This is a genomic window from Embleya sp. NPDC005971 (assembly GCF_040629175.1).
Lineage (GTDB): Bacteria > Actinomycetota > Actinomycetes > Streptomycetales > Streptomycetaceae > Embleya.
Map to the genome: position 1 here is coordinate 83,268 of NZ_JBEXUX010000006.1, position 23,874 is coordinate 107,141.

At 71.2% G+C, this 23,874-nt stretch carries 25 protein-coding genes; 14 read left to right on the forward strand and 11 right to left on the reverse strand.

The window, feature by feature from the left end:
* Positions 1 to 51: 51 nt before the first annotated feature.
* From ABZ374_RS08220 to ABZ374_RS08240, 5 genes are read left to right on the forward strand one after another with little or no spacing between them, the layout of a single operon-like run.
* Positions 52 to 1,650: an ABC transporter ATP-binding protein gene (locus ABZ374_RS08220; protein WP_360308009.1), complete on the forward strand. Its 1,599-nt coding sequence runs from the start codon at positions 52 to 54 to the stop codon at positions 1,648 to 1,650.
* A complete protein-coding gene (locus tag ABZ374_RS08225; RefSeq protein WP_360308012.1) occupies positions 1,647 to 2,978 on the forward strand; it encodes an ABC transporter permease in 1,332 nt (443 codons plus the stop codon). The genes ABZ374_RS08220 and ABZ374_RS08225 overlap by 4 nt, the downstream gene beginning before the upstream one ends.
* A gap of 29 nt (positions 2,979 to 3,007) precedes the next feature.
* The gene (locus ABZ374_RS08230) at positions 3,008 to 4,324 is read left to right on the forward strand and encodes an ABC transporter permease (protein ID WP_360308015.1); all 1,317 of its coding nucleotides are present in this window, start codon (positions 3,008 to 3,010) and stop codon (positions 4,322 to 4,324) included.
* 5 nt (positions 4,325 to 4,329) lie between these two features.
* Positions 4,330 to 4,719, forward strand: a complete 390-nt coding sequence (locus ABZ374_RS08235) for a cytidine deaminase (RefSeq protein WP_360308018.1) — start codon at positions 4,330 to 4,332, stop codon at positions 4,717 to 4,719.
* Positions 4,720 to 4,774: 55 nt separating this feature from the next.
* On the forward strand, positions 4,775 to 6,061 hold the full coding sequence (locus ABZ374_RS08240) for a thymidine phosphorylase (RefSeq protein ID WP_360308021.1): 1,287 nt from the start codon (positions 4,775 to 4,777) through the stop codon (positions 6,059 to 6,061).
* Between the two features lie 264 nt (positions 6,062 to 6,325).
* On the opposite strand, the gene ABZ374_RS08245 is transcribed toward ABZ374_RS08240, so the two are convergent.
* Positions 6,326 to 6,988 carry a nitroreductase family protein gene (locus ABZ374_RS08245; protein ID WP_360308024.1) on the reverse strand — a complete coding sequence of 221 codons (663 nt, stop codon included), beginning with the start codon at positions 6,986 to 6,988 and terminating at the stop codon, positions 6,326 to 6,328.
* 68 nt (positions 6,989 to 7,056) lie between these two features.
* Here ABZ374_RS08245 and ABZ374_RS08250 point away from each other — a divergent pair, with 68 nt between their 5' ends.
* Positions 7,057 to 7,455, forward strand: a complete 399-nt coding sequence (locus tag ABZ374_RS08250) for a helix-turn-helix domain-containing protein (protein ID WP_360308027.1) — start codon at positions 7,057 to 7,059, stop codon at positions 7,453 to 7,455.
* Between the two features lie 48 nt (positions 7,456 to 7,503).
* Here the strand turns inward: ABZ374_RS08250 and ABZ374_RS08255 are convergent, their stop codons facing one another.
* A complete protein-coding gene (locus ABZ374_RS08255; RefSeq protein WP_360308030.1) occupies positions 7,504 to 7,677 on the reverse strand; it encodes a hypothetical protein in 174 nt (57 codons plus the stop codon).
* A 60-nt stretch (positions 7,678 to 7,737) separates the two neighbouring features.
* Positions 7,738 to 9,024 (reverse strand): MFS transporter, encoded by a 1,287-nt coding sequence (locus tag ABZ374_RS08260; protein ID WP_360308033.1) that lies wholly within the window; start codon positions 9,022 to 9,024, stop codon positions 7,738 to 7,740.
* Between the two features lie 63 nt (positions 9,025 to 9,087).
* Between ABZ374_RS08260 and ABZ374_RS08265 the strand changes: the two genes are divergently transcribed.
* The 3 genes from ABZ374_RS08265 to ABZ374_RS08275 all read left to right on the forward strand — a co-directional run bounded on the left by ABZ374_RS08265 (position 9,088) and on the right by ABZ374_RS08275 (position 11,892).
* Positions 9,088 to 10,041 (forward strand): LysR substrate-binding domain-containing protein, encoded by a 954-nt coding sequence (locus tag ABZ374_RS08265; RefSeq protein ID WP_360308036.1) that lies wholly within the window; start codon positions 9,088 to 9,090, stop codon positions 10,039 to 10,041.
* 65 nt (positions 10,042 to 10,106) lie between these two features.
* Positions 10,107 to 11,240: an adenosine deaminase gene (locus tag ABZ374_RS08270; RefSeq protein ID WP_360308039.1), complete on the forward strand. Its 1,134-nt coding sequence runs from the start codon at positions 10,107 to 10,109 to the stop codon at positions 11,238 to 11,240.
* Between the two features lie 208 nt (positions 11,241 to 11,448).
* Complete coding sequence (locus ABZ374_RS08275; protein WP_360308042.1) at positions 11,449 to 11,892, forward strand: hypothetical protein; 444 nt, start codon at positions 11,449 to 11,451, stop codon at positions 11,890 to 11,892.
* A 147-nt stretch (positions 11,893 to 12,039) separates the two neighbouring features.
* Here the strand turns inward: ABZ374_RS08275 and ABZ374_RS08280 are convergent, their stop codons facing one another.
* From ABZ374_RS08280 to ABZ374_RS08300, 5 genes are all read right to left on the reverse strand, one after another.
* Positions 12,040 to 13,074, reverse strand: a complete 1,035-nt coding sequence (locus ABZ374_RS08280; protein ID WP_360308045.1) for a hypothetical protein — start codon at positions 13,072 to 13,074, stop codon at positions 12,040 to 12,042.
* A 133-nt stretch (positions 13,075 to 13,207) separates the two neighbouring features.
* Entirely contained in the window at positions 13,208 to 13,399 is a 192-nt protein-coding gene (locus ABZ374_RS08285) for a PspC domain-containing protein (RefSeq protein WP_360308048.1), read from the reverse strand.
* 100 nt (positions 13,400 to 13,499) lie between these two features.
* Positions 13,500 to 14,177 (reverse strand): hypothetical protein, encoded by a 678-nt coding sequence (locus ABZ374_RS08290; RefSeq protein WP_360308051.1) that lies wholly within the window; start codon positions 14,175 to 14,177, stop codon positions 13,500 to 13,502.
* Positions 14,174 to 15,856 (reverse strand): HAMP domain-containing sensor histidine kinase, encoded by a 1,683-nt coding sequence (locus ABZ374_RS08295; RefSeq protein ID WP_360308054.1) that lies wholly within the window; start codon positions 15,854 to 15,856, stop codon positions 14,174 to 14,176. Before ABZ374_RS08295 ends, ABZ374_RS08290 begins: the two co-directional genes overlap by 4 nt.
* On the reverse strand, positions 15,853 to 16,530 hold the full coding sequence (locus ABZ374_RS08300) for a response regulator transcription factor (protein WP_174861367.1): 678 nt from the start codon (positions 16,528 to 16,530) through the stop codon (positions 15,853 to 15,855). Before ABZ374_RS08300 ends, ABZ374_RS08295 begins: the two co-directional genes overlap by 4 nt.
* A gap of 166 nt (positions 16,531 to 16,696) precedes the next feature.
* On the opposite strand from ABZ374_RS08300, the gene ABZ374_RS08305 reads away from it, so the two are divergent.
* The 5 genes from ABZ374_RS08305 to ABZ374_RS08325 all read left to right on the forward strand — a co-directional run bounded on the left by ABZ374_RS08305 (position 16,697) and on the right by ABZ374_RS08325 (position 20,085).
* Positions 16,697 to 17,320, forward strand: coding sequence for a SigE family RNA polymerase sigma factor (locus ABZ374_RS08305; RefSeq protein WP_360308057.1), 624 nt, complete (start codon positions 16,697 to 16,699; stop codon positions 17,318 to 17,320).
* Positions 17,321 to 17,596: 276 nt separating this feature from the next.
* The gene (locus ABZ374_RS08310; RefSeq protein ID WP_360308060.1) at positions 17,597 to 17,929 is read left to right on the forward strand and encodes a hypothetical protein; all 333 of its coding nucleotides are present in this window, start codon (positions 17,597 to 17,599) and stop codon (positions 17,927 to 17,929) included.
* Positions 17,930 to 18,027: 98 nt separating this feature from the next.
* Entirely contained in the window at positions 18,028 to 18,777 is a 750-nt protein-coding gene (locus ABZ374_RS08315) for a hypothetical protein (RefSeq protein WP_360308063.1), read from the forward strand.
* Positions 18,774 to 19,796, forward strand: coding sequence for an endonuclease/exonuclease/phosphatase family protein (locus ABZ374_RS08320; RefSeq protein ID WP_360308066.1), 1,023 nt, complete (start codon positions 18,774 to 18,776; stop codon positions 19,794 to 19,796). The genes ABZ374_RS08315 and ABZ374_RS08320 overlap by 4 nt, the downstream gene beginning before the upstream one ends.
* Before the next feature lie 151 nt (positions 19,797 to 19,947).
* Positions 19,948 to 20,085: a hypothetical protein gene (locus ABZ374_RS08325; protein ID WP_360308069.1), complete on the forward strand. Its 138-nt coding sequence runs from the start codon at positions 19,948 to 19,950 to the stop codon at positions 20,083 to 20,085.
* Between the two features lie 419 nt (positions 20,086 to 20,504).
* Here the strand turns inward: ABZ374_RS08325 and ABZ374_RS08330 are convergent, their stop codons facing one another.
* Genes ABZ374_RS08330 through deoC form a run of 3 tightly spaced genes read right to left on the reverse strand, consistent with a single transcriptional unit; the run spans position 20,505 to position 23,792 of the window.
* Complete coding sequence (locus ABZ374_RS08330; protein WP_360308072.1) at positions 20,505 to 21,383, reverse strand: aldehyde dehydrogenase family protein; 879 nt, start codon at positions 21,381 to 21,383, stop codon at positions 20,505 to 20,507.
* Entirely contained in the window at positions 21,376 to 22,812 is a 1,437-nt protein-coding gene (locus ABZ374_RS08335) for an aldehyde dehydrogenase family protein (RefSeq protein ID WP_360308075.1), read from the reverse strand. Before ABZ374_RS08335 ends, ABZ374_RS08330 begins: the two co-directional genes overlap by 8 nt.
* Before the next feature lie 5 nt (positions 22,813 to 22,817).
* Positions 22,818 to 23,792, reverse strand: coding sequence for a deoxyribose-phosphate aldolase (deoC, locus tag ABZ374_RS08340; RefSeq protein ID WP_360308078.1), 975 nt, complete (start codon positions 23,790 to 23,792; stop codon positions 22,818 to 22,820).
* Positions 23,793 to 23,874 lie beyond the last annotated feature (82 nt).

Sequence of the window (23,874 nt, forward strand, 5' to 3'; positions counted from 1 at the left end):
TCGAACCCGTAGCGGCCCCTCGCGGGGGGCGTAGCCGAGGAGGTCTCCGCGTTGAAGCTCGAACTGCGCGGAATCACGAAACGGTTCGGGTCGCTGGTCGCCAACGACCACATCGACCTGACCGTCGAGCCGGGGGAGATCCACTGCCTTCTCGGTGAGAACGGTGCCGGCAAGTCGACGCTGATGAACGTGCTCTACGGGCTCTACGAGCCCACCGAGGGCGAGATCGTCGTCGACGGCACCCCCCGCAAGTTCCGGACCGCCGGTGACGCGATCGACGCGGGCATCGGCATGGTCCACCAACACTTCATGCTGGTCCCGGTCTTCACCGTCGCCGAGAACGTCATGCTCGGCCACGAGGAGACCAGGCCGCTGGGCTGGCTGGACCGCCGTCGGGCCCGCAAGAAGGTGCTCGACCTCGTCGACGAGTACGGCCTCAAGGTCGACCCGGACATGTTGGTCGAGGACCTCCCCGTCGGTCTGCAACAGCGGGTGGAGATCCTCAAGGCCCTGGTGCGCAACGCCAAGGTGCTGATCCTGGACGAGCCCACCGCGGTGCTCACGCCGCAGGAGACCGAGGAACTGTTCCGGGTGATGCGCGCGCTGCGCGCCTCCGGCCACTCCATCGTGTTCATCACGCACAAGCTCAAAGAGGTCAAGGCCGTCGCCGACCGGATCACCGTGATCCGGCGCGGCAAGGTGGTCGGCACCGCCGATCCGGCCTCCTCGGAGAAGGAACTCGCTTCGCTGATGGTCGGCCGGCCGGTCAAGCTGGTGGTCGACAAGAACGAGGCGCAGCCGGGCGAGGTCCGGTTGGCGATCGAGGACCTGACCGTGCTCGACGGCAACGGCCAGGCCGTGGTGGACCGGGTCGACCTGCGCCTGCGCGAGGGCGAGATCCTGGGCATCGCGGGCGTGGACGGCAACGGCCAGAGCGAGCTGACCCAGGCCATCCTGGGCCTGCGCGCGCCCGCAGCCGGGCGGATCAGCCTGGACGGGCAGGACCTCGCGGGTCGGACGCCGCGGCAGATCCTCAACTCCGGCGTCGGCTTCGTGCCCGAGGACCGTCAGCACGACGGCATCGTGGGCGATTTCACGGTGGCCGAGAACCTGGTCCTGGACCTGGTCACCCAGGCGCCGTTCGGTCGGCGCGGATCGATCGATCCCGGCGCGGTGCGCGACAACGCGCGGCAGCGGGTCGAGGAATTCGACATCCGCACGCAGACCATCGAGTCGCCGGCCGGCACGCTGTCCGGCGGCAATCAGCAAAAGGTCGTCGTGGCGCGCGAACTCTCGCGCCCGCTGCGGCTGTTCATCGCCTCGCAGCCCACCCGAGGGGTGGACGTGGGCGCGATGGAGTTCATCCACAAGCGGATCGTGGCCGAGCGCGACGTCGGCACCCCGGTGATCATCGTCTCCACCGAGTTGGACGAGGTGGTGGCGCTGGCCGACCGGATCGCGGTGATGTACCGGGGTCGGATCGTGGACATCGTGCCGCCCACCACGTCCCGAGGCGACCTGGGTCTGCTGATGGCCGGTGTGATCCCGAGCAAGGACCCGACCGAGGCGGCACCGGCCGCCGAAGCGGACGCGGCCGAGACCGCGACCATCGAGAGCGACGAAACCCCGGGGGAGGAGGACCCAGCGTGACCGAGGACGACAAGAGCACGCCCGGTGAGCCGAGCGAGGCGAAGCCGGCCCTGACCAAGGCGGCCGAACCGGCCGGGGCGAGCGCCTCGGCGCCGGCCAAGCCCTCGCTCGGTCGAGCCATGCTCGACGCGATCATCACCGGCAACTCGGCCGTGGTGACCTTCCTGGCGATCGTGCTCGCGCTGGTGGTCGGCGGCATCCTGATGATCCTCGCGGACCAGGACGTGCTCGACGAGTACAAGTACTTCTTCGCCGCTCCGGGCGAGGCGCTCTCCAGCTCGTGGACGCTGGTCTCGGACGCCTACACGGCGATGTTCAAGGGTTCGATCGTGAACCCGGACACCTTCTCCGAGGGTTCGATCGAGGACATCTTCCGACCGATCTCGGAGACCATCACGCAGGCCACGCCGCTGATCTTCGGCGGTCTCGCGGTCTCGATCGCGTTCCGCACCGGGCTGTTCAACATCGGTGCGCAGGGCCAGATCATCGCCGGCGCGGTCTTCGCGTCGTGGATAGGGTTCGTCGTCGATCTGCCGCCGGTGATCCACCTGGTGTTCGTGATCCTGGCCGGCCTGATCGGCGGCGGTCTCTACGCGGGCATCGCCGGTTTCCTCAAGGCTCGCTACGGCGCGCACGAGGTGATCGTGACGATCATGCTCAACCACATCGCGGTGCTGATGCTCGGCTGGCTGCTGACCACCGACACCTTCCGTCGCGGCGGCCAGGCGCAGCCGATCGGCAAGGACGCGCACGAGAACGCGGTGTTGCCCAACCTGTTCGGCGACGACCTGCGGATCCACTTCGGCATCATCCTGGCGCTGGTCGCGGCCGGGATCTACTGGTGGCTGCTCAACCGCTCCACGCTCGGCTTCGAACTGCGCGCGGTGGGTTCCAACCCGGCCGCGGCCCGCACCGCGGGCATGAGCGTGGCCCGGGCGCAGATCCTGGCCATGGTGATCGCCGGTGCGATGGCCGGTCTGGCCGGTGTCTCGCAGGTGATGAGCTCGACCAACCCGGCGCACACGCTGACCCCCAGCATCGACGCCGGCATCGGCTTCGACGCGATCACCGTGGCACTGCTCGGCCGGACCAAGCCGCTGGGCACCGTGCTGGCCGCACTGCTGTTCGGCGCGCTGCGCGCGGGCGGTTCGGTGATGCAGGCGTCCGCGAACGTGTCCGTCGACATCGTCATCGTCATCCAGGCCGTGATCGTGCTGTTCGTCGCGGCGCCGCCGCTGGTGCGCTCGATCTTCCGGCTGCGCGGCGCCCGCAAGGGTGCCGAGGGCGGGCCGTTGGCCGCCAAGGAGACCGTGGGGGTCCAGGCATGAGCGAGCGGAACCCTGAAGGAGGCACGCAGGTGGCGGACACCGTGATCGCCCCCGATGTGGAGGCTCCGGTGGACCCCACCGGCAAGGCCGCCGACGTGGTGCGGGCCGCGGCCCGCAAGAAGGCCCTGATCACGGGCATCGGCTTCGTCCTGGTCGGGCTGTACGCGCTGTGGGCGTTCGGGTTCGGTACCGACAGCGGCGTCGACGCGGTCTTCGGGATGAACGTGCCCAACCGGGACACCACCGAGGTCGGCGACCTGTCGCTGCCCGCGCGGGCCGTCGCGATCGCGATGTCCGTGGTGTGCATGCTCGCGGGTGGGCTGCGGATCGCGCTGGACCGGTCGCGCCTGGCGATCCGGCTGAGCATCGCGCTGTTCCTGATCGCGTTCGTGATCGCGTTCCTGGTGTGGGCGGTCGCGGGCAAGCAGATGTCCTTCGCGGGCGCGTTGCAGAACACCGTGCTGGCCGCCGTGCCGCTCGTGCTCGGTGCGCTCGCGGGCGTGATCGGCGAGCGCTCGGGCGTGGTCAACATCGCCATCGACGGTCAGTTCCTGTTCGGCGCGTTCGCCGCCGCGCTCACCGGCTCGATCACCGGGTCGTTGTGGGCCGGGCTGGCCGCGGGTGCGGTCGCGGGTGCGCTGATCGGTGCGCTGCTCGCCGTGTTCGCGGTGCGCTACCTGGTCGAACAGGTCGTCCTGGGTGTGGTGATCAACCTGCTGGTCACCGGCATCACCGGCTTCCTGTACACACAGCTCCTGCAGAAGGACCCCGAGGGCTACAACAACCCGGGCGTGTTCGAGAACATCCGGATCCCCGGCTTCGCGGACATCCCGGTGATCGGCCCGGTGTTGTTCGACGTGAACATCATCGTCTACCTGATGTACGCGCTGATCGTGATCGTGCACCTGGGCCTGTTCCACACCCGCTGGGGCCTGCGGGCCCGTGCCGTGGGCGAGCACCCGACGGCGGCGGACACGGTCGGCATCAAGGTCAACGCGACCCGGTACCGCAACGTGGTGATGGCGGGCGCGATCGCGGGCATCGGCGGCGCGTTCCTGACCATCGGCACGGTGGGCACCTTCTCCAAGGACATGACCTCGGGCGCGGGCTACATCGCGCTCGCGGCGGTCATCTTCGGCCGCTGGCGTCCGCTGGGCGCGGTGGCCGCGGCGCTGCTGTTCGGCTTCACCAGTGCGCTGGCCACGTCGCTGCAGCCGCTGAACACCTCGATCCCGAGCCAGTTCCTGCAGATGATGCCGTACGTCGTGACGATCTTCGCGGTGGCCGGTCTGGTCGGCAAGGTGCGCGCCCCGGCCGCGGCCAACAAGCCCTATACGAAGGGCTGACGGGCGTGCCGGAAATCGATTGGCTCGCGCTGCGGGACGCGGCGACCACGGCGATGCGCGGTGCGTACGCGCCCTACTCGAAGTATCCGGTCGGCGCCTCGGCGCTGGTGGACGACGGCCGGATCGTGTCCGGGTGCAATGTGGAGAACGCGTCGTACGGGCTCACGTTGTGCGCGGAGTGCGGTCTGGTGTCCGCGCTGCACGCGAGCGGAGGCGGCCGGCTCGTGGCGTTTTGCTGCGTGAACGGCGAGGGCGCGGTCCTGATGCCGTGTGGGCGCTGCCGGCAACTCCTGTGGGAGCACGGCGGCGCCGAGATGTTGCTGGAAACCAAGCACGGGGTACGGCCGTTGCGGGAGATCCTGCCGGATGCCTTCGGGCCCGACGACCTTCGCTGAGCAATTGCTCGTGACCTGAACGGGTCGCTTCGGCGGCCGAGAGAGAACGGACAGCATGGACGCGATTTCGGTCATCCGTACGAAGCGGGACCGCGGTGAACTGACGGCGGCTCAGATCGATTGGGTGGTCGACGCGTACACGCGCGGCGATGTCGCGGACGAGCAGATGTCCGCGCTCGCGATGGCCATCCTGCTCAACGGGATGAACGCGACCGAGATCAACCGTTGGACCGACGCGATGATCGCGTCGGGCGAGCGGATGGACTTCTCGGCGCTGTCCCGGCCGACCGCGGACAAGCACTCCACCGGTGGCGTCGGCGACAAGATCACCCTGCCGCTCGCGCCGCTGGTCGCCGCGTGCGGCGTGGCCGTCCCGCAGTTGTCCGGCCGCGGCCTGGGGCACACCGGCGGCACGCTGGACAAGCTGGAGGCCATACCCGGGTGGCGGGCGGCGTTGTCCAACGACGCGATGATGCGCGTGCTGGAGGACGTCGGCGCGGTGATCTGCGCGGCCGGCGACGGCCTCGCGCCGGCGGACAAGAAGTTGTACGCGTTGCGCGATGTGACCGGCACGGTCGAGGCGATCCCGTTGATCGCCAGCTCGATCATGAGCAAGAAGATCGCCGAGGGCACCGGCGCCCTGGTGCTCGACGTCAAGGTCGGCTCCGGCGCCTTCATGAAGGACCTGGCCGACGCGCGCGAACTGGCCCGCACCATGGTCCGGTTGGGCGTGGACCACGGGGTCGGGACGGTCGCGCTGCTGACCGACATGTCCACGCCGCTGGGGCTGACCGCGGGCAACGCGCTGGAGGTCCGCGAGTCGGTCGAGGTGCTCGCGGGCGGCGGCCCGGCGGACGTGATCGAGCTGACCGTCGCCCTCGCGCGCGAGATGCTCGCGGCGGCCGGCCGGACCCGGATCGACCCGGCGGACGCGCTGCGCGACGGCTCCGCGATGGACGTGTGGCGTCGGATGATCCGGGCCCAGGGCGGCGACCCGGACGCCAAGTTGCCGGTGGCGCGCGAGACCGAGGTGGTCACCGCGACCTCCACCGGCGTGCTGACCCGGTTGGACGCGTACGAGGTCGGCGTCTCGGCCTGGCGCCTGGGCGCGGGCCGGGCCCGCAAGGAGGAGCAGGTCCAGGCCGGCGCGGGCGTCGAACTGCACGCCAAGCCGGGCGACACGGTCGTCGCCGGTCAGCCGCTGATGACCCTGCACACCGACACCCCGGAGCGGTTCGACTACGCGCGCGAGATCCTGGCCGACTCGGTCACCATCGCCCCGGCCGGCACCCTCTTCGAGCCCACCCCGATCCTGATCGACCGCATCGGCCCGACCGCCTGACGACCCGAACCACCCGGCCGGGCCCTCGACTCCCACCGGAGCCGAGGGCCCGGCCGCGTGATCGGGCCGCTCGACGCAGGGCCTATGCCGCGGGGTACGGGCTGAACATGGTGCCGGTGTGGGCGTCCAGGTCGTGTTCGAGCCAGTCCATCCGGTGTTCGAAGAAGGTCGACACGAACTCGCGCATGTGCGGGGTCCGCATGTGCTGTTCGAGGTCCTGCGTGGAGCGCCACACCTCGTATCGCCGCGGCGTAGCCGCCCGGATCACGGCCGGCCGTAGCGGCCGCGGAAGACGTTGCGATCGAGCGGCCGGCGGCCCGGGTGCCGGCGCTCCTCGGCGGCGTAGCCGACCGAGACGATCAGCGCGATCGCCAGGTCGTCCCGGTCGCCGATCCCGATCGTGTCCTTGACCGACTGCTCGTGCCAGCCGTTCATCGGCGATGTGGCCAGGCCCAGTTCGGTCGCGGCGAGCAGGACGTGGCCGGCCGCGATCATCGCGTCCTTGACCGCGTACTCGCGCAACATCCCGCGCTCGGCCAGGTCCTGCTGGAACTGCGCGGAGGCGGCCGAGAACATCCGGATGAACGCCTCGTTCCACGCGCCGTTGTGCCGAGCCTGTTCGTGGACGTCGGCGTGCTCCTCGCGCCACGCCTGCGGCTCGGCGACGAACACGAGCAGGACCGGGGCCTGCACGGCCTGCGGCTGGCCGCCGGTGGCCGCGATCAGTCCCGCCTTGCCGACCTCGTCGGTGACCACCACGATCGAGCGGTCCTGGAGGTTCCAACTCGTGGGTGCCTCCACGGCCAGTTCGAGCAGCGCGCGCAGCAGGTGGTCCGGGACCGGGTCGGGGCGGTAGTGCCGGACGGTGCGTCGGGTGCGGATGGCCTCGGCGACCGAGAGGGTGCGGTGCGGGGTGTGGTTGCTCATGACCGCAATTCTCGGAGAGTCGCTCTCCATCAGGAAGTAGGCACCATTTGGTGCGCTACTCTCCTGACATGGTGACCATCGTCGAATCGGTCGGCCTTCCCGCCGACGTCTACAGCGCCAAGTGCGCGACGCGTCAGGTCCTGGACCACATCGCCGGCAAGTGGACGGTGCTGATCGTGGACGCGCTGCGGGACGGCGCGATGCGGTACACCGATCTGAGCCGTCGGATCGAGGGGGTGTCGCAGAAGATGCTCACCCAGACCCTGCGCAGTCTGGAGACCGACGGCTTCGTGTCGCGCACGGTGACCCCGACCATCCCGCCTCGGGTGGACTACGAACTCACCGGACTCGGGCGCAGTCTGGGCGAGCCGATCCGTGCGCTGCGCGAGTGGACCGAGACGCACATCAACGAGATCGAACGGGCCAGGGTCGCGGACGCCGAGCGCAAGGCGGCCCGAGGCTACTGAGGTGCCCGGTCCGGCGGCGGCGATCCGCGCGGCAGGTGGCCCGTCGGATCAGTACAGCGCCCGCCAGATCAGCGCACTGATCAGCACGGCCGTGGCGAAGACCACGAACAGGCACCCGAGCGTCGCGCAACCCGCGCGCACGGTGTGCGGGCGGAACACCCGGCCGAAGTCGTCGCGGTCGCCCGGGTGTGGGCCGGGAGCCGGATCGTGGTGTTCGTCCATGGGCTCAGCATGCCAAGGGCCGGGCCCGGAGCCCGCCCGGGACCCGGGCCCGGCCGGCGCTCAGGCGGTCGACCGCACATGGGTGCGGGCGCGCCGCCGGGCGGGTGCGGGCGCCGGCGTGCCGGTCACCCGACCGGTGAGCCCGAACGCCACCCAACCCGCCGCCGCCATCAGCACCAGCACCAGGACCACCGCACCGGCCCAACCCTGCCCGTGGAAGGCGACGCCGCCGACCGGCCCGCCGACGCTCGCCCCGACGTAGTAGGCGGCCAGATACAGCGCGGACGCCTGCGCCCGCCCCTCGGTGACCCGCAGGCCGACCGCCGAACTGGCCGCCGAGTGGCCCGCGAAGAAGCCCGCCGTGAGCACGATCAGGCCGACCACGACCGACGCCAGGTGGTCCGGCAGGGTCAGCAGCGCACCCGCGGCGGTGATCGCCGCGGCGGCCCACAACGTCGCGCGATGCCCGATCCGGCCGACCAGCCGACCCGAGGCGGCCGAACTGAACGTGCCCGCCAGGTAGACCACGAAGATCGCCCCGACCACCGTCCGCGGCAGCGCGAACGGCTCGGCCAGCAGCCGGTATCCGAGGTAGTTGTACACGGTGCCGAACGCCGCCATGAAGACCGTGCCGAGCAGGTACAGCCGACGCAGCACCGGATCCGCGAGGTGCGCGCGCAGCACGCCGGTGAGTTGCCGGGCGCTCATGGTCGACGGGGTGAAGTTGCGCGACGGCGGCAGCAACACCCGGAAGGCGACCGCCGATCCGAACGCGAGCAGCCCCACCACCACGAGCGCGACCCGCCAGCCGCCCAGATCCGAGGCCAGTCCGGTGACCACCCGGCCGCCCATGCCGCCGATGCTGTTGCCCGCCACGTACAGCCCCATCGCCGAGCCCAACGAGGGCGCGTCGACCTCCTCGGCCAGGTAGGCCATCGCGGTCGCGGGCAACCCGGCCAGCGCGACGCCCTGCGCCGTACGCAGCGCCACGAGGGTGCCGAAGTCCGGGGCGAACGCGGCCAGTACGCCCAGCAGGGCGGCGCCGAACACGGAGATCGTCATCACCCGCGAGCGACCCCACCGCTCGGACAACATGCTCACCGGGATCACCGCCAGGGCCAGCGCACCGGTGGTCATCGAGACCGAGAGGCTGGCCGTGGCCGGGTCCAGACGAAAGCCGTCGGACAACTCCGGCAGCAGGGTCTGGGTCGCGTAGAGCATCGCGAAGGTCGAACAGCCCGCCGCGAACAGCGCCAGGTTCACCCGTCGATACGCGCGCGAACCCCGAGGGTGTCGCATCGGGTCGGTACCCGGGGCGGGATCCGAAGAGCTGTTCGAGGCTGACATGCGCACCAAGCTAAACCGCGCTCTTTCATGCGTCCAATGCATGTTTCGGACAGAATTCATACCATGGTGCATGACAGCAGATCAGCCGAGGTTTCCGCGGCCATCGCCCCCCTCCTGACCCAATTCGCGGCGGTCGCCCGCGAGGAGCACATCACCCGGGCCGCGGCCCGGCTGGGCATTCCGCAGCCCACGCTCAGCCGCACGATGGCCCGACTGGAGGCGGACGTGGGCGTGCCGCTGCTGGCCCGCACCGGGCGCGGCGTCACGCTCACCCGGCAGGGCCACACCCTGCTCGCGCACGTGGAGCAGGCGCTCGCGCTGCTGGAGCGCGGCCTGGACGAGGTGATCGAGGACGTGGGCGCGGCGCGTGGCAAGGTCGCGTTCGGGTTCCTGCACACGATGGGCCCCGAAGCGGTGCCCGGCCTGCTGCGCGCCTTTCGGGTGCATCACCCGGGCATCCGCTTCCAGCTCGTGCAGGCGTCCGCCTCGGCGATGCTGGAGCGCATGCGGGCCGGCGAACTCGACCTGTGCCTGACCGCGCCGCTGCCGGACGCGCCGGACCTGGCCGTGCGCGCGCTCGACGATCAGCAGCTCTACCTGGTGGTGCCGGCCGACCATCGGCTCGCGCGCCGCCGCCGGGTGCGGTTGGCCGAGGCGGCCGAAGACGTGTTCGTGTGCATGGAGCCGGGCTACGGTCTGCGCCGCATCACCGACGCGCTCTTCGCCGAGGCGGGGTACGTACCCAAGATCGCGTTCGAGGGCGAGGAGGCCGAAACGCTGCGCGGCCTGGTCGCGGCGGGCCTGGGCGTCGCACTCCTACCCGCCCCCGACACCCCCCGTCCGGGCACCGTGCACCTCACCGTCACCGCCCCCCGAGCCTTCCGCACCATCGGCCTGGCCTGGATGCCCAGCCGCCCGGAAACCGCCCCCGTGCGCCTCTTCCGCGAATTCGCCCTCAGCCGCCAGGGCCGGCTCCTGCACCCCACCCCGGCGGGCCTCCCCGACCCGCCCCGGTAATCGACCCGCGAAGCCACCTCCGGTAAAGCAACATGATCTACGCGCGTAGGCGGTAAAGTCCTTTCATGTACAGCAGCCACCCGAACACGCCCGCCGCCTCGCCCACCGTCGAGCAGATCCGGCGTGCCCCCAAAGTCCTGCTCCACGACCACCTCGACGGTGGGCTGCGTCCCACCACGATCATCGAACTCGCCGCGGCGGTCGGCTACGACCGGCTGCCCACCACCGACCCCGAAGCGCTCGGTACCTGGTTCCGCGAGGCCGCCGACTCCGGCTCGCTGGAGCGCTACCTGGAGACCTTCGACCACACCGTGGCGGTGATGCAGACCCGCGAGGGCCTGTTCCGGGTCGCCGCCGAATGCGCCGAGGACCTCGCCGCCGACGGCGTGGTCTACGCCGAGATCCGCTACGCGCCCGAGCAGCACCTGGCCGCCGGCCTGACCCTGGACCAGGTGGTCGAGGCGGTCGAGGAGGGCTTCCGGGAAGGGGAGCGCCGTGCGGCCGAAGCCGGCAACCGGATCAAGGTCGGCGCGCTGCTCACCGCGATGCGGCACGCGGCCCGCTCGCTGGAGATCGCCGAACTCGCCAACCGGCACCGCGACCTGGGCGTGGTCGGCTTCGACATCGCCGGCGCCGAGGCGGGCTTCCCGCCCACGCGGCACCTCGACGCGTTCGAGTACCTCAAGCGGGAGAACAACCACTTCACCATCCACGCCGGCGAGGCGTTCGGTCTGCCGTCGATCTGGCAGGCGCTCCAGTGGTGCGGCGCGGACCGCCTCGGCCACGGCGTGCGGATCATCGACGACATCACCGTCAAGGACGACGGCAGTGTCGAGCTGGGCCGGCTCGCGGCGTACGTGCGCGACAAGCGCATCCCGCTGGAGATGTGCCCGACCTCGAACCTGCAGACCGGCGCCGCCACGTCGTACGCCGATCACCCGATCGGCCTACTGCGCCGACTCTATTTTCGGGTGACCGTGAACACTGACAACCGTTTGATGAGCGGCACGTCGATGACGCGGGAGTTCGAGCACCTCGTCGAGGCGTTCGGCTACGGCCTGGACGACCTCCAGTGGTTCACCGTGAACGCGATGAAGAGCACCTTCCTGCCCTTCGACGAGCGCCTCGCGATGATCAACGAGGTGATCAAGCCCGGCTACGCCGCGCTCAAGTCGGAATGGCTTTTCGGTCGGAACTGACCTTCCGCGGGCGCGCCCACCCGATCCGGATCGAGGTGGATCGATCCGGATCGCGGGCGCACCCCACACCCCCTCTCGGCACGGGCGAAGAGTCGAGCCCGACCGAAGGGGGCGTTTTGCGCATTCCGCGTCCGATTCGCTACGTTGCGGTCTCACTTCGTTACGGGGTGTATCTCGCCCCGCCCGAATCGAGAACCCGAGGATGCACATGCGATCGGTAACGCGTAAGGCGGCCATCACGGCCGGGCTCGGTGCGGCTCTGGCAGCGGGAGCCGCGGGCTCCGCGAGTGCGATGCCGGCGACCGACCTCGTCGACGGGTTGGCCCCGGCCGCCTCGACGGCCCAGTCGGCTCTGCCGGACGCCGCCGCGCCGTTCCAGCTCGGCCAGGTCACCGACACGCTTCCCGTCGACAAGCTGCTCACCCCGGGCCACTCGCCGCTCGACGATGTGGCCGCGGACGCGGCCCGCACCATGGGCCACAGCATGGAGCAGAGCGCGGCCGGGATGGCCGAGCAGGGCGGCCAGGCCAAGGGCGGGCTGGGCTCGCCGGTCAACACCCTGCCCGTCGACAAGCTGACGACGGGCGGCCAGTCCTCCCCGCTGGACGCGTCGCCGCTCGGGAGCCTGCAGTTGGGCCAACTGCCCCTCTGACATCCGCATCGGGTTCCGCTCCCGCCGCCGGGCCGGGTCGGCGGCGCGGAACCGTTCGGCTCCGCCGCGTACGAGCCGTGTCCTCGCGTGTCGATCCCGCGCGAGGGCACGGCTTCGTCGGGTTCGGACGGGGAGTGCCGACACGTCCTACAGCGAGTCGTACATCTCCTTGGCCACGTCGCCCAGATACGGCCCGGTCATGGTGCGCGACGCCGGCGAGGTCACCCCGAGCGAGACGTTGCTGACCAGGAAACTTCGCCCGTCCACCTCGGCGAACCAGCCCCCGCCGGAGGAGCCGCCGGTCATCGTGCAGCCCATCCACAACATGTCCGGCTGCGGCCAGCCGTCCTCCCGGAAGTCCGTGGTCGGCGACGAGCACGTGTACAGCGTGGTGCCGTCGTAGGGCGTGTCTCCGGGATAGCCGTACGACTGCACCCGCAGGTGCCGAGGCGCGTTCCAGTACACGTCCGCGCCCGCACCCACCGTGTCCTCCAGCGTGCGACCGGCACGCGAGTCGACGATGAAGGCGCCGTAGTCGTACGGTGACGCGCTGGCGTCCTTGCCGCCCGGATCGGCGTTCTGCGCCCACTGGTTGCTCACCGTGATCCGCCGCGCCGGCCAGCGCCCGTACGGCTCGCGCTCCGCCGGCGTACGGCCCGCGCCGTTGTATCCCGGCACGAAGGTGACCCGGTCGTAGAAGTTTCCGTTGCGGCCCCCGTGCAGGCAGTGTCCCGCCGTCCACACCATGTTCCCGCCGGGGTGGTGCACGACCGTGCCGCTGCACTCGGCGACCCCGTCCGGCATCCGGAAGAAGATCTTGCCCCGAATCGCCAGGTCGGGCTCGGTGTACGGCGCGGTCACCCGGCGGGCCTGGATCGTCGGCGGTTGGCGGAAGTCCGCGTCGGGCCGCTGCGGCTCCTGCTCGGGCAGTTGCGGCTGCTCCTGGCCGGGGGAGAACTCGTTGCCGCGGGGTTTGGCCTGGTCCTGCCGGTCCTGATCCCAGAAGCCGCGGGTGTCCTCGATGTCGCGGTCGCTGTACTGCTTCGAGTTCATCGCCTGGGTGCGTCCGGCCTCGACCGCCAGGTTGCCGCTCAGCACCAGCCCGACCAGGGTCACCAGCACGCCGGCGAACACCGACATGGTGACGATGAGGTTCTTGTTGTGCGTGCTTCCCGGTTGCATGTCCCCGCCCCCCGACCGAGCGCTCGGCCCGGAACCCTCCGGTCCCGCGAGACCACTCGATCGACCCGCCTACCCATCCGTTGATCGGATGATAGGCGCCGGCGGGGTCGGGCCGTGCCGCATCCCACCCGGCTCAGTCCTGGGGCAGCAGAATCCACAGCGCGATGTACAGCAGGAACTGCGGGCCCGGGAGCAGGCAGGACAATACGAACACCAGCCGGACGGTGGTGACGGACCAGCCGTAACGGCGGGCGATCCCGGCGCAGACGCCGGCGATCCGGCGGCCGTGTCGCGGGCGGCTGAGAATCGCGGTGCTCATGGTCATGGCGGTGCCTCCTCGATGCGACGGCACCGGATACGGCGACGTCGTACTTCGAAGGTAGGCGGATCCGCACCCGGGCACATCCGTCGCAGGGTCCGGCCGGTCATCCGCCCTGGGGACTAAGGGACTTCCCGGAGGGGCGAGCCTGCGGCCAGTCCTTCTCGAACGCCGACGGCGAGCCGGGGGTCCGGCTCGCCGGGGTGGGCGTGGTCGCGTTCTTGCGGCTGATGTCGAGGTAGCTCTCGCACCGGTAGCTCTCCGGCGCGGTCCGCCGACCGGCGAGCAGCACCGTTTCACCGCCGGACGCGCTCTGCAGTGTGCAGACCACCTGACCGAGCGCGATCGTGGCCAGCGCCGACAGCGGCGCGTCCAGCCGGAACAGGGCGGGCGGGTCGCCCTCGCGTCGATCCGCCGCGGTCAGCCCGCCGGCGGGCAGCGCGGTGGTGTACCCCTCCAGCGCCTCGGCGTCGTCGGGGCCCAGGTGCAGCTCCTCCAGGAGCTGGTTGACCTGGTCGGTGCGCGCCTTGTCCGGGACCACCTCGCTCGGCCGCAGCAACAACCGGCCGCCCCGGGGCAGCGCCTGCAGCCGGTTGTCCTTCACCAGATACACGATGTGCCGCTCCGAGCCGGGCAACTGGTTCTGCGCGGACGGCGCCGTCCGGTTGGCCGGCTTGCCCGCGCCCACCGGTCCCTCGGTCGGTCGAATCCCGCACGACGTGAGCGCGGCGAGCACGCCCGTCGTCGCGAACACCGCGATCGGGAGCCGCCGACGAGATCTCAACGCCCGCCTCCTCGCTCGTCGTGCCTGCCGGAGTGGATGCCGCCGAAGCCGCCGAGATCCGGCCCGACCTGCTCGGCAGGCCCGACGTTGTCGGCGTACTCGGCGTTCTCCGCGTCGAGGTCGGCGTGCACGCCGTCGTCCTCGACCCCCTCGTCCGGGTCGATTATCTCTTCGAGCTCGGGCGGCACCAACGGCAGGCGCAGGGTGAACTTGGCGCCGCCGCCGGGCATGTTCGAGGCGAACGCGGTACCGCCGTGGATACGCGCGTTCTCCATCACGATGGACAGCCCCAGCCCGCTGCCCTCGGAGCGGGCCCGCGAGCTGTCCGCCTTGTAGAAGCGGTCGAACACGTGCGGCAGCACGTCCTCGGGGATGCCGGGACCGGTGTCGGAGACCTCGATCACCAGGTCCTCCTCGCCCGGCCCGGCGAGTATTCCGGGCACCGTCGCCCGCGGCTCGTGGTGGATCTCGACCGTCACCGGCGAGCCGCCGTGCCGGAGCGCGTTGCCGACCAGATTGGAGACCATGACGTCCAGTCTGCGCGGGTCCACCCTGGCCAGGATGCCCCGGGGTGCCCGCAGGTCCACCGCGTCCATCCAGGCGCGCGCGTCCAGGCACGCGGTGACCAGGTCGGTGATGTCCACCTCGTCGGCCACCAGCGCCGCGGTGCCCGCGTCGAAACGGGACACCTCCATCAGATCCTCGACCAGCGTGGCCAGCCGCTCGATCTCGGCGACCACCAGCCGCGCGGCGGGCGCGCCCTGCTCGCCGAGACTGTCCGCCTCCTCTTCCAGCAGCTCGCTGACCGCGGTCATCGCCGCCAGCGGGGTGCGCAACTCGTGCGAGACGTCCGCGACGAACCGGCGCGAGGAGGATTCCAGCGCCCGCAGCTCGGCGACGCTGCGCTCCAGCTTCTCCGCCGCGTCGTTGAAGGTGCGGGACAGGTCGGCCAGCTCGTCCGAGCCGCGCACGTCCAACCGGGTGTCCAGCCGGCCCGCGCCCAACTCGCGTGCGGCGTGGCCCAGTCGGCGCACCGGGCGCAGGATGTGGCGCGCGGCGAACAGCGCGACCACCGCCGCCGCGCCGAGCGCCAACAAGGTGCCCACGATCAGGTAGCGGGCCAGCGAGTTGAGGTCGGCCTGCTCGTCCTTGAGCGACTTGAACATGTAGCCGGTGGGCCCGTTGGGCACCACCCGGGTACCGCCGACGAGGTAGGGCTGCCCCTCGATGTCGATGCGCTGGAAGTACATGTGGAAGCCGCCGTTGTTGTCGGCGGTCTGCACCATGCGCTGCAACTTCGTGGGCACCCGCTCCAACGGGAACCGGGTGGAGTTGGAGGCGACCGGGCGGCCGTCGGCGCCGACCAGGACCACCGCGTAACCGAAGCTGCTCTCCCGCATCTGATCGACGGCGGGTCCCAGGTCGGCCTGATCCGGCTTCTCCGGCAGATTCGCGGAGACCCGACCGAGGTTGTCCCGGAACTCGGTGAGCACCGAGTCCTGCGCCCGCTCCAGAACGGCGGTACGCGTCAGCCAGTAGGCGATCCCGGACGCGGCGACCGCGGAGATCAACGCGACCAGCGCGAAGGCGACGAGCACTCGAAAGCGCAACGAGCGCAGCTTCAGGGTCGGGGCGATCCGGCGGACGATCCGGCGTACCAGCGGCGGCCGGGCCGTCACTGGGGCGGGTCGAGGCGGTAACCGACGCCTCGAACAGTGCGGATCAGCGTCGGTGCGGACGGAGTCTGCTCCACCTTGGCCCGCAACCGCTGGACGCACGCGTCCACCAACCGCGAGTCGCCGAGGTAGTCGTGCTCCCACACCAGGCGCAACAACTGCTGCCGGGACAACGCCTGCCCGGGGCGCCGACTCAGCTCGACCAGGAGCCGCAACTCGGTCGGGGTGAGCTGGAGTTCCTCGCCGGCCTTGGTCACCGTCATCGCGTTGCGGTCGACCACCAGGTCGCCGAACACCGACGCGTCGGACACCTCGCGCTCGCCGCGGCGCAACACCGCGCGGATCCGGGCGTCCAGTACGCGCGGCTGGACCGGCTTGACCACGTAGTCGTCGGCGCCGGACTCCAGGCCGACCACCACGTCGATGTCGTCGTTGCGCGCGGTGAGCAGGATGATCGGCAGCGAGTCGGTGCGGCGGATCCGCCGGCACACCTCGAAGCCGTCGATGCCCGGCAACATCACGTCGAGCACGATCAGGTCGGGACGCTGCTCGCGCCACCGCTCCAGGCCGGCTTCACCGGTGGCCGCGGTGACCACGCGATGGCCCTGGCGCCCCAGGGCGAGTTCGAGTCCGGTTCGCACGGACTCGTCATCCTCGATAAGCAGCAGGTAGGGCACGCAGGCCATTGTGTCTGACGTCACGGCTGGGAAGAACACGGGGAGGCCCCTTCCGGTTCGCCGACCGAGGTCGCTGTTGCATACCTGTGACAGCTCGCCGACGTGACGATGAAGCCCGCCCACGAGGCTGTACATCGTGAACGAGCGCCGAACCGGGGGAGAAGTCATGCAGTCCCAGACGAAGTCGCAGGGCATCCGCAAGGACAACCGCCGTACCGTCGTCGCCCTCGCCCCGCTGAACGGCAACGCGCGTAGCGTTCCGTGCACGGACAGTGTCGACGACGAATTCACCGCGTACGTCCGGGAACGCCGGTCGGCCCTGTTCGCCACCGCGTACCACCTCACCGGTGACCGCAACGAGGCCGAGGACCTGTTGCAGAGCGCGCTGATGAGCACGTACCAGGCGTGGGGTCGGATCCAGGACAAGGCCGCGCTGGGCGGTTACCTGCGCCGCACGATGACCAACCTGCACATATCGGCCTGGCGTCGACGTCGGATCAACGAGTACCCCTCGGAGGAGCTGCCCGAGCGTCCGGACGGATCGGACTCGATGGGCGACACCGAGCTGCGTGCGGTGTTGTGGCGCGCGCTGGCCAAGCTGCCCGAGCCGCAGCGCACCATGCTGGTGCTGCGCTACTACGAGGGTCGTACCGACCCCGAGGTGGCCGAGGTGCTCGGCTGCAGTGTCGGCACGGTCAAGTCGAGCATCTGGCGTGCGCTGCGCCGGCTGCGCGAGGACGACGCGCTGAGCTTCGGTGCCGACGAGGCGTTCGCCGAACTCGTCGCCTGATCCGCGCCGGTCGTACCCGCTCGTCCCGTCCACCTGCTCCCGGCGCTCTGGGCCGGCTTTCCGCCGCCGGTTTCCGCTGTGCAGTTGTGTCGATCCCTGGTGATGTGTCCCGCCGGTGTCTCTCATCGGCAGGGACGGCGGATGGGGCTGTGACGGTTCCGTCGAATTCGGAGCGGATTCGGGACATCGGCGCGCGGGGCGCCGAATTGCGCTCGGCGTAGCCGAGTGGCTACGTTGCGTGGTCAATCCTCTGGTCGACAGGGAAGGGCCATCGTCATGTCCTCCGTTCTTCGCACCGCAATCGCCGCCACGTCGCTCGGCGCCGCCGCCGCCTTCGGCCTCGCGGGCAGCGCCGCGGCCGCGCCCGTCACGACCGACGGGATCTCCCGCCCCGATGTACCCGCCGCCGGCCAGGGTGCCGCCGCCGCCACCGGAGCCGTGCTCGGCGCGGTGGAGCGCGCGCAGCTCAACCCGATGAACGGCGGCGGTTTGAATCCGCTGTCCAACAGCGTCGGCACCGAGGTCGGCGACGCGCCGGTCGGCACCAACCTGGTCACCGGCGACCTCGCCGACGGGATGACCGTGCAGGACGCCCTCGATCGGCTCTGAGCCGACCGGCCGGCGGGCCCGGCCGGGACACTGCCCCTGCCGCGGCGCCCGTGCCCGTCTACCCTGAGCCGCGAACGTGGCCACGGGGAGGCAGTCGGATGGGGCAGGAAACGGATCGTTTGCGAGAGCCGGCGGCATGGGCGCTGGTCGGCTTTCTGGCATTGCAATTGGCGGTCGACGCGCTGCGCGTCCTGTTCGGCGTGGGGTCCGGGGTACACGGCTTCCGAGCCCGGGCCTATGGCGGCCAGTCCGCACTGCTCGACGTGCTCACGCCGGTGCTGCTCGCCGGCGCGGTGTTGTTGGTGACCCATGCGGGGCGGCCCACACCCAGGGCCCGGACGATCACCCGGGCCGCGTTGGGGGTGCTCGCCGTACAGGGGATCGCGGGGGTCACCGTGGCGCTGGGCGGCCTCGCCTACGACGGCGGCGGATTCGCCGACATCCCGGCCGGGGCCCGGGTCGAACAGAGCGCGGTCAACGTCGGCGTGCTGGTGCTGTTCGCGCTGTGCGCGTACTTCCTGATCGTGGTCCTGGGCGCGCCGAGCCCGCCGACGGTCACGCGCGGCAAGTCGCTGCCGCACCAGGAGTGGCCCGGCCACGGGCGCGACACCGCGGCCGCGAGTCGACCGGCCGCGCCGACCGGGAGCCACCCCGCCCACGAGCACCCCGGGACCGGGCCGCGGGTCGCGGCGCCGTACGCGTCGGGGACCGCCGACTACGCCGCGCCGACCGGTGCGGGGCGCCCGCAGGCGGAGGCGCCGGCGGCCGGCCCGACACCCGGTGCCGCCATGCCGCCTCGGCCGACCGCGCCACCGTCGGCGCAGACCTACGGGGGGACCCGGCCGTGACCGCCGAGGTCGAGGCGGAGCCGGCGGAGGAACTTCCGCCGCCGCCTCGGCTGTGGCGGTTGCGGCGTCGGGTGCGCACGGTCGGCCGCAGCGTGGTCGGCGTGATCTTCGCGGGCGCGGTGCTGGTGACCGGTGCCCGGCTGCTCGTGTTCGACGCGATGTGGCCGGTCGCGATCATGACCGTCTTCGCGCCCTACGCGGCGGCCGCCTCGGTGCTCGTGCTGCTCGGTGCGGCGCTGTTGCGCATGCGGCTGACCCTGCTCGTCGCGCTGGGCCTGGTGGTCGTGCACACCGTGTGGATACTGCCTCGGATCAGTCCCGCCGACGGTCCCGTGCCCGGCGGGGTGCGGCTGCGGGTGATGACGTCCAACGCCTACTTCGGCACGGCGGATCCGGGTCGGATCACCGAGTTGGTGCGGCGCGAGCGGGTGGACGTGTTGGCCGTGCAGGAGTTGACGCCGGAACTGGCGACGGGCCTGGAACGGGCCGGTCTCACCCGGGAACTCCCGTACACGGCCGGGCACGGCGAATCCGGTGCCGCCGGGCTGGCGATCTACGCCCGCCGGCCGTTGGGCGAGGAGCGGTTGTTGCCCGAACGCACCACGATGCCGATGCCCGGGGCCACCGTGGAGGTGGACGGGCGCCGGGTCCGGCTCCAGGGTGTGCACACCATCCCGCCGATGCGCGGGCAGGCCGGGCAGTGGGCGCACGACATGGACGCGCTGCGCCGCGAGGCGGAGCGGCGCACGTTGCCGATGATCCTTCTCGGCGACTTCAACGCGACCTCGGACAACGCCTCGTTTCGCGCGCTCACCGGTGCCGGGCTGCGGGACGCGCACGAGGAGCGCGGCCGGGTCCTGGTGCGCACCTGGCCGATGGCGTACTTCCACGGCCTGCCGGCGCTGTTCGGGATCGACCACGTCCTGGTGGGCGGCGGGATCGACGTGGTCTCGGTCTCCGAACACCGTGTGCCGCGCACCGATCACGCCGCGGTGATCGCCGAACTGTCGCTGCGCTGAGCGTTCGTCAAGATCCCGTCAGGAACGCTCCCACCTGCGTCGATGCCGCGTCAAGAGACCGGAAACGGCCGTTGTGCGGGGCTAGCGTCGAGTCTCGCCGGGCGAGTTCGCCGCGGTGACCGCACGCTCGCAACTTCGAGGATCCGATCGTATGTCCGCTCTGTTCGCCCTCTTCGCCGTCGTCGTGATCGCCCGGGTCCTGGCCACCTGGAAGCTCTCCACCCGACGGCCCGCCGAAGCGACCGGCCGGGCGAGCGAGACCCGCGCCGACCGCGCGCTCGCCGCCTGAGCCGACGCCCGCGGGCCGGCCGAGGCGGAGCGCAGGTTGCACACGGCACAACCCGAACTCGACGCCGCCGGCGGCCGGTCGGTCATCGCGGACGCGGATCTGGAGCGGATCCTGCCGGACGTGCGGACCCTCGCGCTCCCGGTCACCCCGTACGTGCTGCTGTGGGCAGTGCGTCGACGGCGGCCGGTCGGGCGGCAACGCGCCGACGCGGTGCGGACGTTGCTCGGCGCGAGTGGGGACGTGGTGCGGCTGTGGTCGGTCGACCATCCCGAGGTGACCCCGGCCCGGTCGCGCGAGATGGCGATCGGATACGGCGCTGTTCGGCTCGCCCCGTCGGCCCGGGTACGACCCGGAACGGTGGCGGGGCCGTCACCCGTGTGGGTGACGGCCCCGGTTGTCGCGTCGGAGCGATCCGGCGATCAGTATCCGGTCGGGTGCCAGACCGTACGAACCTCGGTGAACGCCAGCATGCGACCGGTGCCCGGGTCCGCGGACCAGTCCGGCTCCTTGGCCTCGGGGCGCAACACCCGCTTGAGGTTGTCCGCCGCGGCGATCTCCAGGTCGCGCGCCGACGCGACGCCCGCGTCCGGCGCCACGCCGGTCAGGTCGATCGCGTTGACGTCCTGGTGGGACGCGAGCGTGGGGGCGATCTCGGCCGGGTGCCCGGTCAGGATGTTGATCACCCCGCCCGGCAGGTCGGACACCGCGAGCACCTCGGCGAAGGACAACGCGGGCAGCGCCGAGGCGCCGGCCGCGAGCACGACGGCGGTGTTGCCGGTGGCGATCACCGGCGCGACCGCACTCGTCAGGCCCAGCAGCGACGAGCGCTGCGAGGCGATCACCGCGACCACGCCGGTGGGCTCGGGCGTCGACCAGTTCGCGAACGGGCCCGCGACCGGGTTGGCGCCACCCGCGACCTGGGCGAGCTTGTCGGTCCACCCGGCGTACCAGACCCAGCGGTCCACCGCCGCGTCCACGGCCGCGAGCGCCTTGGTGCGGTTGACGCCCTCGGCCGCGGCGACCTCGGTCGCGAACTGCTCGCGCCGACCCTCCAGCATCTCGGCGATCCGGTAGAGGATCTGACCCCGGTTGTAGGCGGTGGCGCCCGACCAACCCGGGAACGCCTTGCGCGCCGCGACGACCGCGTCCCGGGCGTCCTTGCGACTCCCGCGCGGCGCGTTCGCCAGGGTCCGGCCCTTGCTGTCGGTCACCGCGTACACCCGCCCGCTCTCGGACCGGGGGAACTTGCCCCCGACGTACAGCTTGTAGGTCTTCGACACCTCAAGGCGCTCAGACATCGAGGTAGGCCTCCAGCCCGTGGCGGCCACCCTCGCGGCCGAAGCCCGACTCCTTGAACCCGCCGAACGGCGAGGAGGGGTCGAACTTGTTGAACGTGTTGGTCCACACGACGCCCGCCCGCAGCCGCTGCGCGGTCCACAGGGCCTTGGCGCCCTTCTCCGTCCACACGCCGGCGGACAGGCCGTACGCGGTGTTGTTCGCCTTCTCCACCGCCTCGGCGGGGGTGCGGAAGGTCTGTACGGTCAGCACCGGGCCGAAGATCTCGTCCCGGGCGATCCGGTGTGCCTGGGTGACGCCGGTGAACACCGTCGGCGGGAACCAGAAGCCCTTGCCGGGCAGCTCGCCGGCCAACGACCAGCGCTCGGCGCCCTCGGCCTCGCCCGCCGTGACCAGTTCCCGGATCCGGGAGAGTTGCGCGGCCGAGTTGATCGCGCCGACGTCGGTGTTCTTGTCCAGCGGGTCGCCCACGCGCAGCGTCTTGATCCGCCGGGTCAGGCTCGCCAGCAGTTCGTCGGCCACCGACTCCTGCACGAGCAGGCGCGAACCGGCACAGCAGACCTGGCCGCCGTTGAAGAAGATGCCCTCGACGATGCCGTCCACGGCGGAGTCGATCGCGGCGTCGTCGTAGACGATGTTCGCGGCCTTGCCGCCGAGTTCGAGGGTGACCCGCTTGCGGGTGCCCGCGATCGTGCGGGCGATCTCCTTGCCCACTGCGGTCGAGCCGGTGAACGCGACCTTGTCCACGTCCGGGTGGGCGATCAGCGCACGACCGGTCTCGCCGGCGCCGGTGACGATGTTCAGCACACCGTCCGGCAGCCCGGCCTCGACGCAGATCTCGGCGAACCGCAGCGCGGTCAGCGGGGTGGTCTCGGCCGGCTTGAGCACCACGGTGTTGCCGCCCGCGAGGGCCGGCGCCACCTTCCAGGCCAGCATCAGCAGCGGGAAGTTCCACGGGATGACCTGACCGGCCACCCCGATCGGCTTCGGATCGGGCCCGAAGCCCGCGTGGCCGAGCTTGTCGGCCCAACCCGCGTAGTGGAAGAAGTGTGCCGCGACCAGCGGGATGTCCACGTCGCGCGACTCGCGGATCGGCTTGCCGTTGTCGATCGACTCCAACACCGCGAGCTCGCGCCCGTGCTCCTGGATCAGCCGGGCGATCCGGAACAGGTACTTGGCCCGCTCCGCGCCGGGCAGCGCGGACCACGACTTGAACGCCTTGCGCGCGGCCTTGACCGCGCGATCCACGTCCGCCTCGCCGCCGATCGCGATCTCGGCGAGCACCTCCTCGGTGGCCGGGTTCACCGTCTTGAGTCGACCGCCGTCCGCCGCGTCGGCGAACTTTCCGTCGATGAACAGCCCGTACGCCGGGGCGATGTCGACGATCGCGCGCGACTCGGGCGCGGGCGCGTACTCGAATGGGTTGCCCATGGCTGTCAGTCCACCGTCACGTAGTCGGGGCCGGAGTAGCGGCCCGTGGCCAGCTTCTGGCGCTGCATCAAAAGATCGTTGAGCAGGCTGGAGGCGCCGAGCCGGAACCAGTCCGGGTCCAGCCAGTCCGTGCCGACCGTCTCGTTGACCAGCACGAGGTACTTCATCGCGTCCTTGGTGGTGCGGATCCCGCCGGCCGGCTTGACGCCGACCTGTCGGCCGGTGGCCTCGCGGAAGTCGCGGACCGCCTGGAGCATCACCAGCGTCACCGGCAGCGTCGCGTTGACCGAGACCTTGCCCGTGGACGTCTTGATGAAGTCGGCACCCGCGAGCATCGCGAGCCACGACGCGCGGCGTACGTTGTCGTACGTCGACAGTTCACCGGTCTCCAGAATCACCTTGAGGTGGGCGCTGCCCCCACCGGCGGCGGCGCTGCGCGCGCAGGCGGCCTTGACCGCGACGATCTCGTCGAAGACGGCCCGATAACGGCCGGCGAGGAACGCCCCCCGGTCGATGACCATGTCGATCTCGTCCGCGCCGGCGGCGACCGCGTAGGCCACGTCGGCCAGCTTGACGTCGAGCGAGGCGCGCCCGGACGGGAACGCGGTCGCGACGGCGGCGACGTGCACGCCGAAGTCGCCGAGCGCGGCCTTGGCCTCGGCGACCAGGTCGCCGTAGACGCAGATCGCGGCGGGCCGGGGCGCGTCCGGCGCGCCCGGGTCCGGGTGCAGCGCCTTCGCGCACAGGGCCCGGACCTTGCCCGGGGTGTCGGCACCTTCCAAGGTGGTCAGGTCGATCATTCGGATGGCCAGGTCGATTGCCGCGACCTTGGCATCGGTCTTGATCGAGCGCGTCGCGAGCATTGCTGCCCGCGCTTCGGTACCGACCCTGTCGACGCCGGGAAGACCGTGCAGAAAGCGTCGAAGGGCCGCTTCGGACGAGGTGACCTCGGCCGGGTCGGCGAGAATTGCAGACGGCATGCTCACAAGATGAGCATATCTACTCGCGTAGCGTCGGGCCCAGTGGTCCGGTCGAGCGGAACCCGACCGGCGTCGTGCGGCA

What these genes read in the sequence shown, in the direction of transcription:
- ABZ374_RS08240 (WP_360308021.1), top strand. Translation starts at nt 4,775, where the DNA reads ATGGACGCGATTTCGGTCATCCGTACGAAGCGGGACCGCGGTGAACTG.
- ABZ374_RS08245 (WP_360308024.1), bottom strand. Translation starts at nt 6,988, where the DNA reads ATGAGCAACCACACCCCGCACCGCACCCTCTCGGTCGCCGAGGCCATC.
- ABZ374_RS08250 (WP_360308027.1), top strand. Translation starts at nt 7,057, where the DNA reads ATGGTGACCATCGTCGAATCGGTCGGCCTTCCCGCCGACGTCTACAGC.
- ABZ374_RS08255 (WP_360308030.1), bottom strand. Translation starts at nt 7,677, where the DNA reads ATGGACGAACACCACGATCCGGCTCCCGGCCCACACCCGGGCGACCGC.
- ABZ374_RS08260 (WP_360308033.1), bottom strand. Translation starts at nt 9,024, where the DNA reads ATGTCAGCCTCGAACAGCTCTTCGGATCCCGCCCCGGGTACCGACCCG.
- ABZ374_RS08265 (WP_360308036.1), top strand. Translation starts at nt 9,088, where the DNA reads ATGGTGCATGACAGCAGATCAGCCGAGGTTTCCGCGGCCATCGCCCCC.
- ABZ374_RS08270 (WP_360308039.1), top strand. Translation starts at nt 10,107, where the DNA reads ATGTACAGCAGCCACCCGAACACGCCCGCCGCCTCGCCCACCGTCGAG.
- ABZ374_RS08275 (WP_360308042.1), top strand. Translation starts at nt 11,449, where the DNA reads ATGCGATCGGTAACGCGTAAGGCGGCCATCACGGCCGGGCTCGGTGCG.
- ABZ374_RS08280 (WP_360308045.1), bottom strand. Translation starts at nt 13,074, where the DNA reads ATGCAACCGGGAAGCACGCACAACAAGAACCTCATCGTCACCATGTCG.
- ABZ374_RS08285 (WP_360308048.1), bottom strand. Translation starts at nt 13,399, where the DNA reads ATGACCATGAGCACCGCGATTCTCAGCCGCCCGCGACACGGCCGCCGG.
- ABZ374_RS08305 (WP_360308057.1), top strand. Translation starts at nt 16,697, where the DNA reads ATGCAGTCCCAGACGAAGTCGCAGGGCATCCGCAAGGACAACCGCCGT.
- ABZ374_RS08310 (WP_360308060.1), top strand. Translation starts at nt 17,597, where the DNA reads ATGTCCTCCGTTCTTCGCACCGCAATCGCCGCCACGTCGCTCGGCGCC.
- ABZ374_RS08315 (WP_360308063.1), top strand. Translation starts at nt 18,028, where the DNA reads ATGGGGCAGGAAACGGATCGTTTGCGAGAGCCGGCGGCATGGGCGCTG.
- ABZ374_RS08325 (WP_360308069.1), top strand. Translation starts at nt 19,948, where the DNA reads ATGTCCGCTCTGTTCGCCCTCTTCGCCGTCGTCGTGATCGCCCGGGTC.
- ABZ374_RS08330 (WP_360308072.1), bottom strand. Translation starts at nt 21,383, where the DNA reads ATGTCTGAGCGCCTTGAGGTGTCGAAGACCTACAAGCTGTACGTCGGG.
- ABZ374_RS08335 (WP_360308075.1), bottom strand. Translation starts at nt 22,812, where the DNA reads ATGGGCAACCCATTCGAGTACGCGCCCGCGCCCGAGTCGCGCGCGATC.
- deoC (WP_360308078.1), bottom strand. Translation starts at nt 23,792, where the DNA reads ATGCCGTCTGCAATTCTCGCCGACCCGGCCGAGGTCACCTCGTCCGAA.